We start from the raw sequence: 14,887 nt of genomic DNA, 5'->3' as shown, positions 1-14,887 counted from the left end.
TCTGTGTGTCACACCACCAAACTTCAGATCTACAATCCATTCAAACCTGCCCAACACACCGTTCTAGCTACCTGACACTTGGCAAAGCGACGAACCGTTATTTGGAGCAAATCTAGTCGCGCTATCTGCATAGTTATGGACAATATCGGGAAAACCATGCGCAATCGGAGTCGATGAAAACTCTTGGGCTGCATAAGGATCGTTGAGTTTTCTAGCTCTGAGCACACCGGTATTGGTTCTCCATCAGCGCCAACAACTTGTTTATTCGGAAGTTGGTCTACTTTGTTTCCGCTACCTTGACCCTTCGTACCATTACCAATACGCGCTTCGACTAGAACATCATTCGAGAGCGCTTCTCCCGCTTTTGTACCATCGAAGCTTGCGTCGTTGGCGGCAGCTTTTCCGGTACAACACTTGTTTCTCCAGAAACCAAACCGGATGCAGTGTCTTTTGCTCCAACACCTTATGAAGGAAACAAAAAGCCGTTAAGGAGCAAAAAATCATGCTAAAAAAGGGCGTATTGAGCAGATAGACCGTAGGTCGTCAGAGCGGGTGCAGAAAGAGTACAATCAGGGTGCAACAGCAACTAAAAAAAGCGGCGCAAGAGTGCGCCGGATATCAGCCAAAGCAAAATACCTGCCAATTAAGACTCTGGCAAAACCGAAAGTACTGCTTTAAATATATGAGCTCCATCCTCAACGGCTGATGATGCCTCATATATTGCTTCGGTCGCTGTCATAAGCGAATCGTCTCCACCAGCTAAGGACAGGGCCGAGACAGCACGAGCTTGGCTAAACAGCAGAAGGCCTTCTACATTCAAGTTTTCTCCTTCATCCAGGCTATCGTGCACATCAAAATACTTCTCATCTAACTGTGCAGCTAAAGCATTCAGCCCAGAAACCTGATCCGGCGTGAGCTTATTGCCAGATCGAAGTTGCCTAAGAGATTCGATAACAATAGGCATCTCTACTGGACAAGCCTGAAAAGCAAGTTCGCAAGCCACTTTTACAGCAACTCTTCGTTGCTCACCACTGACCAACTTAAGCTTTTCCACAAGGCCTTTCTCAACCATTTCTAAACGCATAATCATTGCTTAGCCTTTGGTAGTGGTTTTAATGGCGTTGACACATTGGCCCCTGTCGGCTCAATTACGTTCTGGACACGACGCACAGACCGGGCGCGTCGCACCAACATCAATAACTTTCAATCCGTTAGCGTTGGCATAGCTGACAGTATCAGCTTCTGCGTGGCCAGTCCCAACAACTACTTTCTCGCCTTCTTGCAAACTTACTCCAGGGCGAAGATAGCCACGAGGTTCACTTGTACTGACTAGAACAGAGCGAACACCATTCGCATCCTCTACTACTGCAACACCCATAGTTATTCGGCCTTGAGCGTTCGCAGGTATTTGTGACTAAATTTCACTTACACGATTTTGAACAAGATTTGACGGATTGTCATAGGCAAGACCTCGTTCTAAGGATGCCCCTGCGCCTTTTGCACCTTATTGCACTCGAAGTAACACCTTAAACCGTGTCAATTTAAGTCCGTCCATTGTAAAAGATGGTTTCCTATTGATGCAATTAAGAAGCTTGAAAAGCTATCCCAAGTTTTAGCTATCGAACTCTGACCTTCAAAAAATTGGAATACTGGCGGATCGTCAGAGACCGGTAGAAAATAATTAATTTCATATCCTTGATGCATGCAGAATATCTTAGCATCCGTAGGCAGTAAATCAGAGAGACCTAACTCATCAAGCAACTCATCCGCCTCAAACTTTAGGCTAAGTAATCTCGGATAAAATATATCAACACCACAAAAAATCTTACCAGCCGAACGCCCCGCAATCGTCAAAAACTCACGATATGCCAAAGGAATTTTACAACCAAAATATTGCTCGATTGATGCAATCTCCGCTTCGGTGCAACCAACAAAAGTAGAATCTAAAATTACTCCCCGCAGCACTAACTCATGAAAAATATCCCGAACGCTTTTCATCTTGGCTTTCCTGTTTCTACTTTAACAATCACACCGGGGAACCTTTGCTGAAACTGACTTATAACCCCGCTGCATGAAACGCAAACTGGGAGCTCTGAGTAAATATTCACGACCCCTTGTGACGAGGGTGTTAGCTTATCTGCCAAACTCGACAATATTTTATACTCTGAGTCCATTGTCCTTGGATTGTTACCAGTTTGTATTGTGTCGAAGACCTGTTTTTCAGGGACATCGACCGTTCCAGGGCGCTTCGCTAGCCCGCTTACCCCTACAAGCTCAGCGCTTTGTCCATCAATTGAATACTCAGCAACAGCAATATTCCTACCGCTACCAATATTTAGCTCCGAGCGAATTTGCACCGCCCGTTCAGTTAATCTTGCTAATTCATTGGCGGCGGCAGCCTCTTTTGCACCCGCAGCCTCTTCAGCGGCCCCCCACGATACCCCACCATTCGCGTCCGTCACAAGACCGGTGTTCACGCCACCAACAGATACGACCGGCGTACCTTCACCGGGAACGCCTCCTGTAGGCGCTAGCGTTCCGCTCGGGTTAGGTACCTGACCTAGATCAGCAACCTGGGCTGAAGTCGACGTAACGACTTCAGAGTTAGGGGAAGGAGAGGAACCAACGCCTCCTCCTTTCGTATCAGTCGCTACTATTTCAGTTTTTGGCGGAGTCTCTAAATCACCAGCAGGGCCAAACAGGCTCTCAAGTTTGCCAACCAAGCTTTTAAATTCGCTTTCAAGCTCAGCACTCCCGCTTTGTATTTTACTCCCATAACTGTCTAGATTTGAAAGAACTTTACTGCCTGCCGCGCCCGCCCCAAGGAGCCCTAGGGAGTTAAGCAAGCTTCCTACGGGGTTAGACTCACCAGGATAGGTCGCGGGGTTAAATGACTTCAGAACGTCAGATGCCTGCGAATTGGTGTAAGGAGCAAATGTATCGTTGGTATAATTTCTTCCGTCATTCAAGGCGGTAAGGCTGAGTGCACCGGTAACGCCAGGCGCTGCACAGCCAGCAATACTTATACATAGAGGGGCCTCTGCCATCGTGAGAGCACCTAGCGAGGTTCCCGCAATGACGCTAGTTACGGCCTTAGCTCCGCTTGCGATCCTCTGAGTGACCTCGCCACCCGCGAGCATTGAATCGTTTAGCTCATCAACCTTGTCGTATGTAAACGCCCCTGTATCAATTAGCGCCCCCTCCTGCGCAATATACGAGCGCCCTTCTGCCTCCATCGCGGCAAGCTTCAAATAGTCAGAACCAGGCGTACTGTCTACCGGCACAGACCTGCTGCAGTAAACGAGCGCACAAGCTGCCGCGTCGTATTTCTCGGCATCCTCTGGATGATCTGCTTTGAGTTTGCTGAGCGCGACAGCCTCCGGCTGGTGCAACTGACGGTTGTACTCATCACCCATCTGGGCGATCCAGCTGCCCTGACTTACATCCTTCCCTGCCGCCCCGGCAGCAATAATCCCCACCACCTGCGACATCGCTGAGCGCAACTCAGGATGATTGTTGAACGAAGTGTTAAGGACTCCGGCCATCGCCTGGCTGGCGCCAGCAGCAATTGCCCCAGTAGCGAAATCCCCACCATCGGCAGACGTTATCGCGCCTCCCAAGATCGCGTGTAACGCGGTGCGCGCAACACCGCCTTCGGCCCACATCGCTTCACCGACGACGTCACCGGATTTCTGCGCAGCCAGGTATTTGGTTTCGGCGTACCCGCCGATCGCGTTAAAGCCAACCGCAGCTGCTACGTTGGCAGCTGAACTGACCAAGCTTCCCGATAGATTTTGGCCGAAGCTCCCACCATTTATCGCGGTACTGATAACGCTCGACGCAAGACCGTTAACCCCCGCGTTTACCGCAAAGCCACCAATACCCGAAAGGGTCGACAGGTCGAAACCTTTGGTGAGGTCATTGAACGGCACTTGAGTGCCGCTGAATGCCGGGTTGATGTAACCCGAAGCTACACCAGCCGTCAGCGACGAAATGGCAACATTCTTAAGATTTTTGGAACTCAGTGTGTCGCCCAGCGCTGCCCCTAGGTTTCCTTTGTCATTGATCACGTTGACTGCGGCGCTGCTGGCCGTAGACGTTACAGCAGCCGTAAGCATTGCGTTACCCCAGCCCGCTGCTGCCGTGGCGGTGCCCGCCGCCATTGCACTTCCGCCACTTGCACTGGCCAGCGACGCAATTTCCGTACTAGCCGCCCCTGCGGTCAGTACAGAAACGATGATGACGATCGCCAGCATCGCCCCTTCCCCAAGGCTCGAACTGCTGTAATGGAAAGAGTTATGCAACTCTTTGATCTGCTGCCAATTCACATCGCCCCGTGCCTCGGCATCCTTCAACCAGCTCAAACTCGGATCCGCCTTCACCATGGTGTCGATCACCTGGCTAACCGTTTCCTTGTTGATCTGCTTCACATCGATGTTCAGACCGTTGACCGCGTTGATCACGGTCTTGCCCTTCGCAGTCATTTCTGTTTGCTGCAGGGTTTCGTTGGTGCTGCCTTTGCCCTTCATGCTGTTCCAGGAAAGGCTGGTACTGCTTTTGGTGTGAGTCTCCTGATGAAGGTCTTTAACGCCCTCAAACGTCACTGCGCCGCCACTGGAAATGGTCAGGTCATTGCCGCTGTTGAGCTTGGCCGCCTGGTACAGTTGGTCACTGTTGCTGGCCAGCGTGAGGTTGCCCCCGGTGGTGATGGCGCTACCGATGTTGGTGACCTGGGTAACCTCGTCGTGCTTGGTCTTTTTCGACCCGAAGCTGCCCTTCTTCTTCATGTCGTACAGCGAATAGTCGGTGTCTTGCACCGCCAGTACATTGAGCTTGCCGCCGGCAGCAACCGTTGCATCCGTGCCCGCCGTCAGGTGGCTGGACTCAAGCGTCAGGTCGCTCCCTGATTGGAGGGTAATGCTGTTGCCCGCCGTGACGTCGCTGCTGACTTGGTGGACATGGTCTTCCTGGCGAGTTTCGTGCTTACCCTTCGAATAGGAGTGTGTTTCGTTGGCCGCCGAGCTGATGTCCAGAGTACCGGTGGCTGCCATCGCCACGTCCCCCTTGGCGCTGAGCTGGCTGGCGACCACGCTGAGATCGCGGCCGGCCTGCACGGTCAGGTCGCCGCCACTGGTCACGGTGGAGCCCAATTGCGTGATGCTGGAACTGGTGTGGTTTTTACCGGCACTGGCCGAGGTGGTCAGGGCGGTGCTGGCCAGTGTCACGTCGCGCCCGGCGCTGATGCTGGTAGCGCCGCCGCTTTGCAGCACGCTGCCTTGGTTCGCCACGTCATTGCCGGCGTTTACCGTCAGGCCGTTCGCTGCCTCGATGCGGGCGGCGTTGTCGCTGAAGTCCTGGTGCAAGACACCAGCAACGGTGGTGCTGTCCAGCGAGCTGACTGTGCGCTGGTTAGTAACGTTGCCATCCACGGCGGTAATGCCGACGTCGCGCCCGGCGATGATGCCGCCCGCCTGGTTGACCACATTGTTGCTGGCCAACACGTCAAGACGGCCGCCCGCCTGCAGCACCCCGCTGTTGACCACGTCTGTACCGGCGATGGCCGAGAGGCTGCTGGACGCTGCCACGGTGCCGGCGTTGGTGATGGTCTGGCCAGCCACCAGGTTCACGTCGCTGCCGGCGATCAGGGCCCCGGTCGGGGCCAGGCGGTTGTTGGCGTTCGCCAGGTAGACCACCGGAACCAGCACGGTCTGGCCGTCGACGACTTCGCTTTGCATCCAGACGATGTCGTGGGTCAGCGCCGCGACCTGATCGGCTGTCAGTGCAGTGCCCACCGTCAGGTTCAAGGTCTGCTGGGCGGCGATGCCGTTGTCCATCAGGTACTTGAATTGCGCTGCGTCGCTGGTTTCACCGTCGATGTAGCGTTGACCCGTGCGGGCGACCACGGCCTGGTCTACCAAGGTTTGCTCGTACAGGCCGTCGCCCAGGCGTTTTTCACTGTCGTCGGGGTTGTAGCCCAGCGCCGACAGCATGTAGTCCGAGCTCATGAACTGCTTGAGGCTGGTGAGCGCCGGGTTGGTCTCGATCAGGTATTTTTGTGGTTGGGAAACGGCGCCTGTGTCTGGCACGCCCTGTACTCGAGCCACGGTCTGGCTGGCGGTGCTGGCGACCGTTGAACTGCTGCCCGTACCCTGCCCCAGGGAGAGGCTAGTGCTGGAGGCCGGTGCAACGCTGCCCACGTCCACGGCGCGTGCCTGCGCAACGGGGGCCGTGACCTGTGTCTGCACACCGCTCAATTGGCCGCTGCTCAGCGTCCAGTCCTGCGGCGCAACAACGCTGCCAGTGCCTTGGCCACTGATGCGGAACAGACCGTTCTGGCCCGTGGGCAGGCTAAAGCCTGGCAGGGTCAGCGGATCGACTTCTTGCTGCGCCAGGTTCGGGGGCAACTGGGCGTTGACCCTGACGACCACGCGCGGGCCGGTCGCGGGCTGGGTATTTTGAACCTGGTTGGCGCCGGCGTTGTAGCCGTAGTCCTCGTGGATGACGCTATTGGTGAGGGTTTGGCTGGCGGTGATGGCTACCGTGCCACCGGCCTGGATAACCGCGTTGCGGATGGTGCCGGTGCTGGCCGCTCCTGTATTGTCCGTGGCCTGTTCGACGTCGCTAACCAACGTGAACTGCGTCACTTCACTGGGTACAGCCAGTAGGTTTGCAGGGTCATATTGCGATGTAACCTTGCCCTCGAAACCGTGGCTTAGCCCTGTTAGTGCAACGCCGTAAACATCGTCAAACTGTGTTGTGACAGTATTACCGGTCACTGAATCCTTCAGTGTGACACCGCTGACAATAACGCCGTCTCGCCCTCCATTGCGTTGTGCCACGGATTTAGCGACAGCCGTACGGACTGCCCCTGAATCGTCGATGTAGTAAACCAATGGAAAATCAGGGTTATTCCTTTGGTTGTACGGCATGACGACGTTGGACATCAGATCCTCTGCCGCTTGCCCCCACACATCATGAGCAGAATAAGTGCGGGTACGCTCAATGGTGCCGCTGACGGAGCCGACGTTCTGCAGGGTGTCGGCCTGGATAGTAATGTTGCCCCCCGCCGCGATCGTGCTTTTGCTGTTGAGGAAGCTGCCGCCATGAAATACAAAGTCCTTGCCGACCGACAGAGTGGCCGCGGGACTGGTATCGGTATCGCTGCTTTCAAAGGTTTCCTGTGCAACCAATTTCAGGTCGTAGTAATCCCCTTTGCAGTCATCGCATCTAACGGCGATATACCCTGATGTGAGGACACGATCACCTGCCGCCGTACCACCCTCGGTACGGTTCTCGAACGCATCGGCATCGATGGTGAACGCCCCTGCACTCTCCAACCCGCCAGAGATGTTGGACACACTGGCCGAACGCGTCACCCCGTTGTAGCCGCCGATGCTGACATCACTCAGGCCATAGACGTTGGCTTCATGGTTGGTGAAGGTGTTGGCCCGCAGGGCCAGGTTGCCACCGGCAAAGATCAGGCCGTCCTCATTGAGCAGCGTCGGCGTGCTTAGCGTCACGTCCTGGGCCGCACCCAGGGTGCCGTAGTTGTCGAGGGTGCCGGCGTTGACGGTGAGGCCGCCGTTGGCGGTGATGCGCCCCTGGTTCGCCAGGATGCCGCCTACGTTGATCACGGCATTGCCGCCAGCGGTCAGCCGTGAGGTAGCGGCGCCCAGGCTGGCCTGGCTTGCGGCGAACGTCAGATCGCCAACGCTGGTCAGGCTGCCAGCACCACCATAGCTACCGGTAACCTGCAGGTCGGCGCTGCCGTTACTGGCAATCAGGCCATCGTTGTTCCAGTTGCCGCCGCGCCCGGTAAAGCTGTGGTTGGCCAGCAACTGGCCGGTGGAAGTCTGGTTGAGCGTGCCGACATTGACCGTCAGGTCGCCCACTTGCAGCACGCTGGAGTTGGTCCAGCTGTCACCGGTGACGGTCAGGTTGCCGTTGCTGACCAGGCTGCCACCGGCGTTTTGCAACAGGTTGAGGCCCAGGCCGAATGTGCCGCTGCCACTGTGCAGAATCGAACCACCCTGGTTTTGCAGGGCACCTGTGTTCAAGGCCAGGTTGCTGTTCGCGGTTTCCAACGTGCCATTGCTGTTGTTCAGCAAGCCGCTGACCGTGAACAGCGTGGTGCCGCTGGTGCCCAGGGCGCGCAACTGGCCGCCCTGGTTGTCGATGCTGGCGGCGGTGACACCCAGGGTGCTGTCGCTTTCAACGATACCGTTCTCGTTGTTCAGCGCACCACTGAGGCTCAGGTCGATCTGCTGCCCACCGATTTGCCCATCGGCCGCGCCGCTGTTGTCGAGGTTGTGAGCATTGACCTTGACCTTGCCGGTGGCGTACAGCCCACCGTTCTGGTTGTTGAAGTCGCCGGTGCTGACCACCGCGTCGCCGGTTCGCGCGGCGATGCGGCCGCCGTCGTTGTCCAGGCCGGTGCTGGTGAGGTTCAGGCTTTGCGCCTGGATATTGCCCTTCTGGCTGGCGTTGGTCAGGTCGTAGCCGTTTTTCAGCACGCCGGTCAGCTGCGCGGTGAAAGCGCCGGTCTGGCTGCTGAGGGTGCCGCCGCGGCTGTCGAGGTTGCCGGCGTTGACGCTCAGGTCGCCGCCCTGGGCCAGGAGGGTGCCGCTCTGGTTGTCGATGTCGCCGGTGGTGGTGACGTTCAGGGCGGCCTGGCTTTGCAGGGTACCGCGGCTGTTGGCCAGGCTGGCGGCGTGCAGGGTGACGCCGGCGTGCTGGCTGTAGATCAGGCCATCGGCGCTGTTCTGCACGGCGCCGGTGGCGGTGATCACCAGGGCGTCGTTGGCCGCAAGGGTGCCACCGTTGCTGTTGTCCAGGCCGCCGGTGAGCAGCGTCAGCAGGGTCTGGCTGGCCAGTTGGCCGTTGCGGTTGTTGACCTGGGTGGCGCCCTGAATCAGCAGGTCGCTGCCGCTGGCCAGCTTGCCGTTGGTGTTGGTCAGCACGCCCAGCAGGCCAAGGGTGGCGGCGCCGTTACTGGTGACGCTGCCGTTGCTGTTGTCAAAGGTGGTGCCGGTGAAGCTGAAGGCGTTTTGCGCGGCGATAGAGCCGGCGTTGTTGCTCAGGCTGATGGCCTGCAACGTCAGGCCGGCGGCGCTGGAGAGAATGCCGGCGCTGTTGTCGAGGGTGCCAGCGCTGACATTCAGTGCGCCCTGGCTGACCAGCGCGCCGCTGTTGCCGTTGAGCAGGTCACCCTGCACCGTAACGGTGACGTCGCCGTAGCGGCTGGAAACGGTGCCGGAGTTGCGGTTATCGAGGCTGCCCGCGGTGACGCTTACGCCCTGCCAGCCGGACACCAGGCCGCCGGGGTTGAGCAGGCTGTTGGCGGTCAGGGTCAGCAGGTTGTCGCTGATCAGCTTGCCGCCGGTGTTGTCCAGGGTGCGGCCAGCCAGGGTGAGGCTTTGGCTGCTGGACAGCTCGCCCTGCTGGTTGTTGAGGTCGCGCAGATGGTTGACGGTCAGCTGGCCGGTGGTGGTGACCAGGCCGCTGGCGTTGTTGAGGTCGCCGGTGGCGGCGCCAAAATCCAAAGCGATGGCGCTGCCCAGCAGGTTGCCGCCGTTGCTGTTGTCGATGGCGGCGGCGTTGATGGCCAGGTTGCCGGTGGCGTTGATCAGGCCCAGGTTGTTGTTGGTGAGTTGGCCGTCGACCATCAGCTTCAGGTCGCCCTGGCTGTTCAGCGTGCCGCCGGCGTTGTTCAGGCTGGCGGCTTGCACGTGCAGGCTGGCGGCGGCAATGGTGCCGTTGAGGTTGCTCAGGGCCTGGTTGACGGTAACGGCCAGGGCCTGGTTGGAGAGCAGTTTGCCGTTGTCGTTGGTGAGGCTGGCGGCATCGAACGTGAAGGCCTGGGCGCTGGAGATTTCACCGCCGGTGTTGTCCACGGCGGCAAGGTTTTTCAGCACCAGTAATGGCGCGTTGATCAGGCCGGCCTGGTTGGCGAGGGCGCCGTGGTTGAGGTCCAGGGTCAGGGCGCTGTGGCTGAACAGCTTGCCGCCGTTCTGGTCCAGGCCGGTGACGCTGGCGGTGACGGCGTTCTGCGCGGCGATGCTGCCGCCGTCGCCGTTGCTGACCTGCCCCGCTGCCACAGCCAGGGTGTCACCGCCGCTGATGCTGCCGCCGTGCTGGTTGTTCAGCGTGCCGGTGGTGATCGCCATGGCCTGGCTGGCGCTGACGGTGCCTTGGTTACTGTTATCAAGGCTTGCGCTGTGCAGGTCCAGGCCACCGTCGGTGACCAGTTTGCCGCCCTGGTTATCGACGGCGCCAGTGGTGGTCAGGCTCAGTTGGCCGGCGCTGGACAAGCTGCCCAGGCGGTTGGACAGGCTGGCGGCGCTGGCGGTCAGCAGGCCTTCGCTGCTGAGCAGGCCTTGGCTGTTGGTGAGGGTGCCGGTCAGGTTGACCTGCAGGCTGTGCAAGCTGGACAGCACACCGCTGGTGTTGTCCAAGGTTTGGCCGGTCAGGTTCAGCGCCGCTTTACCCGTCAGCTGGCCGTGATTGCGATCGAGGATTTGGTCGACGCTCAACCCCAGGGTTTGCGTGGCAATCACCAGGCCGCCATCGCTGTTGTCCAGGCTGTGGCCCGCCAGGCTCAGGTTGGTATCGCTGGATAGCTCGCCGCCGCGGTTGTCCACAGCACCCACGTTCAGGGTCATGGCCCCGAGCGCGCCCACCAGGCCATTCTGGCGGTTGTCCAGGGTTGTGCTGCCAAGGCTCAGGGCGCCGTTCGCAAACAGCTTGCCGTTCTGGTTGACGACGCTGGCTGCCGTGGCACTGACATCGCCTTTGCCCGACACCGAACCACTGCTGTTGTCCAGGCTGGCGGCGCCCAGCAGCACATTCGCGTCGCTGATTAGCGTACCGTGCTGATTGGTAAGCGCGCCCGTCACGCCCAGGTCGATGTTGCCCTGGCTGCTCAGGGTACCGCCGGTGTTATCCAGGCTGGCACTACGGCTGGCCAGCACGGCCGCGGATATCGTGCCGTTGACGTTGTCCAGCGCCTGCTGCACGGCTAGCGTCAACCCTTGGCCGGAGGTTAGCTTGCCGCCTGTATTGGTCAGTGTGGTAGCGCTCAGGCCGAAGGCTTGGGCGCTGGAAATCTCGCCACCGCTGTTATCCACGTCGGCCAGGCCTTTGAGTACAAGCACTGGCGCGTTGATCAAGCCGCTGTTGGTCAGTTGGCCGTGATTCAAGTCGAGGTTCAGCTGGGTGCTGCTGAACAGCTGGCCGCCCTGCTGGTTCAAGCCGGTGACGCTGGCCGTCAGGGCACCGCTACTGGCGATTTGGCCGGCGCTGCCGTTGTTGACCTGGCCGGCGTTGAGGTCAAGGGTGGTGCCGCTGGTGAGGCTGCCACCTTGGCCGTTGTCGAACTGGCCGGTGGTAACACGAGTGGCGCCACTGCCCCACACCTTGCCTTTTTGCCGGTTGTCGAGACTGGCGCTGCTGATGCCCAGGGCGCCTTGGCTGCTCAATAGCCCATTGACGTTGGTCAAGGCACCCGTCACGTCAAGGCTGAGGGCGGCCTGGCTCGACAGCTCACCCGCGTTGTTATTGACGGTGCCACCCTGCACGTTGAGCGCGCCGTTGCTGGTCACCAGCCCGTTTGTGTTAAGCAGCTGACCGGCGCTGAGCGCCAAGCTACCGCTACTCAGTACCCGGCCCTTGCCTTGGTTGTCGAACGTGGTGGCGCTGGCATGCAGCTGTTGCCCGGCACTGAGCGTGCCGGCCTGGTTGACCAGGGTCTGCGTGACCTGCGCGGTGAGGTTGCGGCTGGCAATCAAGCTGCCGCTGTTGGTGAGGTTCTGCGCACTGACGCTGACATCACCTGCGGTGTTGCGGCTGTTATCGGCGTTGACCCCCGCTTCGATGATGCCGCTGTTGTTCAGCTGGCCGCCGCTGCTCAAGGTGATCGCGTCGCGGGCGGCGAGGCTCTGGCTGTTATTGAGGTCGCCGCTGGTGCTCACGTCCAGATGGCTGCCGGCGTACACCGGGCCGCTGGTGGTGACGCTTTGGGCGTTGGCCTTGACCGCGCCGCTGGCCGCTACTTGCGCCACATTCAGCTGGCCATTGGCATCGAGCTCGATATCCCCGCCGCTGGCGGCCAGGTTGCCGGCCAGGTTCACCCCTACGCCCTTTTCCGTGCCCACCAGCTTGATCGCGCCGGCGTACATGCCGCCCAGGGCGGTGGAGTCGATGGCCAGGCTGGGCTTGGCGCTGCCGTCATCGGCGCGCGCGGTGGCGTTCAACGTGGTGGCGTCGACGTCGTTGCGGCCGGCGACCAGGGTCAGCTGGTTGGCGTTGATCTGGCCGTTGATGCGCGCCGAGCGGGTAATGACCTCGAAGCTGTCGACGTTGCCGGCGTTGATGCCCGCGCCGTCGATGGCCACGTCGCCGCCGTCCACCTGGTAGTGGTCGAGCTTGCCGTTGGCGTCCAGCACCGGCTTGCCGGTGGTGAGGGTGGCGCGCGGGGTGTTGATGAAACCGCAACCGTTGCAAGTGATGCCATAGGGGTTGGCGACGATCACGTGAGCGGCCTGGCCCGCCACCTCGGTGTAGCCGTTGAGCTGGCTGCGGTTGGTGCCGGTGACCTCGTTGAGGATGGTGCTGGCAGCGTGGCCCTTGAGGTTGCTGTTGCCCAGGATGATGCCGCCCAGCTGGGTGCTCTGGGTACTGCTGGTGGCGTTGTTGAGGATCAGGCCCTGGCTGCCGACGTTGTAGTCGCCGAACTGGTTGTGGGACAGGCCGCTGGCGTTGGGCGCGGCGATGTTGACGATGGGCACGCCGTTGGCCGCCGCAGTCGTGGTCGTGCCCTGGCCGCTGACGGTGATGCCACCGGCCTGGGCCCACAGCGGCTGCCAGAACAGGGCGTTAGCCAGCACGAAGGCCAGGCCACGCTTGGAGATGCCCCAGAAGCGCTCGCGAGGTTGAATGGCAGCCGAGGGTTGGCGGGCCAGGAAGGCCAGTTGGCGAACGTCCATGTGCAGGTCTCGCAAGCGTTTTTAAAGGAGGAATTCGACGCGGAAATACACCGGCGCTTCGCGGTCACTGAGCACCGCCGGGCGCTCCAGGGAATGGGCCAGGGTGACGCTCAGGGTCAGGTGTTGGCCGCGGGCGAACAGTTCCAGCGAATCACTGGACACCCGGCCATGTTCGTCGCCTGAGTGTTGGGTGTTGCTGATCACGCCCTGGTCGTAGCCGATGTCACTGCCGTATTCACTGAACACCGGCTGCAGCCAGGCCCAGGCCACGGGCCGCGTCCAGCGCAGGTCGTTGCGCCAGTAGCCGCCGCTGTCGCCGGTAAGGAATTCGTCCTGGTAGCCGCGAATCGACGCCTGCCCGCCCAGGCTCATGCGCTGCGGGCTGAACAGCACGTCCTCGCTGTGCTGCCCGGTGGCCAGGCTGCTGAAACTCAACGCCTCGCCCCACAGCTTGAACGGCTGCAGGTAGCTGAGCGTGGCGGTGTACTTGCGGTAGCGTGCGGTGGGGTCGGCCGGGCCCGGGTCGTGGTCGCCCTGGGCATCGAGGGCGCCGATGCCCTGCTGCAGGCCCAGGTCCAGGTTGAGAAACGCGCCGCCAATGCGCCGGCCATGGTTGAGGCCGTACTGCAGCTCGGTGATGCGGTTACTGCTGCCGTCCAGGCGGCTGCCGGCCACGTAGTTGTTGGTGGCCAGGTGCGACAGGCCCAGGCTCAGGGAGGTCTTGCTCAGGGCGTCGCGGTACACCACGCGCTCGGCCTTGAACTGCTGGGTGGTGCTGTCGCCGCTTTGCTTGAAGTCGAAACCGTTGGCCTGGGCCAGGGAGCGGTAGTCGCTGCGGTTGTAGCTGTAGGTGAAGTTCCACCAGCCGTACGGCAGGTTGTAGCTCAGGCCGGCGTTGTGGCTGTTGTGCGGATCATCGGGGTGGGCGTCCTGGCCGCCGTTGAGGCTTAGCTGGTCGGCCAGGCCCAGGGGGCTGTCCCAGTCCAGGCGCGAGCCCCACTGCTGCTGGCCGGTACTTTTCTGGCCATCGTTGTTGCGCGACAGCGAAAGCCGCCAGGGTTTCTGCGGCGCGTTGTTGACCTGCACGTCGGTGCTGCCCACCGTGGCGCCGGGCACCAGGGCCATCTGCGCCTGGTTGGAGGGCAGGCGGTTGAGCTGGTCGACCAACTGTTCCACTTCGCGCAGGTTGAGCACATCCCCAGCGCGGCCGGGAAAGCCCACGTCCAGCTCGCGCTGGGACAGGCCACTGCCCTGCCCTGGCTTGAGGCTTTGCAGGTGGCCCTCGATGACCTGCACGGTCAAATGCCCCTTGGCCAGGTCCTGGGGCGGCAGGTAGGCGCGGCTGGTCACCAGGCCCAGGGCGATGTAGCGGTCGGTGATGACCTTGAGCACGTCGTTGAGTTGGGCCACGCCCAGGCATTGGTGCAGGTAGGGATTCACCAGACGCTGGCCATCAGGCAAATGCTCGGCGCCTTTGAGCTCGATGGTATCGATCTGGAAACAGCGGCTGCTGGCCGGCGCCGCCGGGGCTGCGGGGGCTGGCGCAGGCGGGGGCAGGTTCTGCAGGTCGTCCAGGCGCTTGCGCTGTTCTTCGAGCAGGCGGTCCTGGCGGTCGCGGATCAGGTCCTGGTCGCCGGGGCTAGGGTTGGGGCTGGCAGCGTGCGCCAGCGGTATGGCGACAGCCAGGCACAGCACAACAGCAAGCCGAGCGGCAGGCGTCCTTGACCACATTGAATCGCGTCCTTGGGTGTGTGTATCGCAATTTTTTACAATTGCTTACATTTGCAGAGGCCGCGATATTGAAGTGCCATCATTTTGGCGTCAAATTAACAAAAACTCAGGTTTGTCATCCTGATTGCGTGCCCTCCCCCCCCAGATTTCACCCTGCACCCAACCCCGTAGCC

The 14,887-nt window shown here is 60.2% G+C and carries 4 protein-coding genes; all 4 read right to left on the bottom strand.

Annotated features, from left to right (window positions below):
- Positions 1-643 precede the first annotated feature (643 nt).
- Entirely contained in the window at positions 644-1,090 is a 447-nt protein-coding gene (locus AC0Z2B_RS08560) for a hypothetical protein (RefSeq protein ID WP_476295972.1), read from the bottom strand.
- A gap of 446 nt (positions 1,091-1,536) precedes the next feature.
- Positions 1,537-1,998 carry an SMI1/KNR4 family protein gene (locus AC0Z2B_RS08555; protein ID WP_476295970.1) on the bottom strand — a complete coding sequence of 154 codons (462 nt, stop codon included), beginning with the start codon at positions 1,996-1,998 and terminating at the stop codon, positions 1,537-1,539.
- Positions 1,995-12,983 (bottom strand): two-partner secretion domain-containing protein, encoded by a 10,989-nt coding sequence (locus AC0Z2B_RS08550; protein WP_476295968.1) that lies wholly within the window; start codon positions 12,981-12,983, stop codon positions 1,995-1,997. Before AC0Z2B_RS08550 ends, AC0Z2B_RS08555 begins: the two co-directional genes overlap by 4 nt.
- A gap of 21 nt (positions 12,984-13,004) precedes the next feature.
- Positions 13,005-14,714, bottom strand: coding sequence for a ShlB/FhaC/HecB family hemolysin secretion/activation protein (locus AC0Z2B_RS08545; protein ID WP_476295966.1), 1,710 nt, complete (start codon positions 14,712-14,714; stop codon positions 13,005-13,007).
- Between the last annotated feature and the right edge of the window lie 173 nt (positions 14,715-14,887).

The sequence above is a fragment of the Pseudomonas sp. GYB4201 genome, from assembly GCF_056312595.1.
The sequence above is the reverse complement of the archived record's forward strand: the minus strand, read 5'-3'. Positions and strand labels throughout refer to the sequence as shown.

Bases quoted from the DNA above. Each gene is read 5' to 3' on its own strand.
- AC0Z2B_RS08560 (WP_476295972.1), bottom strand. From the start codon at position 1,090: ATGATTATGCGTTTAGAAATGGTTGAGAAAGGCCTTGTGGAAAAGCTT.
- AC0Z2B_RS08545 (WP_476295966.1), bottom strand. From the start codon at position 14,714: ATGTGGTCAAGGACGCCTGCCGCTCGGCTTGCTGTTGTGCTGTGCCTG.
- AC0Z2B_RS08555 (WP_476295970.1), bottom strand. From the start codon at position 1,998: ATGAAAAGCGTTCGGGATATTTTTCATGAGTTAGTGCTGCGGGGAGTA.
- AC0Z2B_RS08550 (WP_476295968.1), bottom strand. From the start codon at position 12,983: ATGGACGTTCGCCAACTGGCCTTCCTGGCCCGCCAACCCTCGGCTGCC.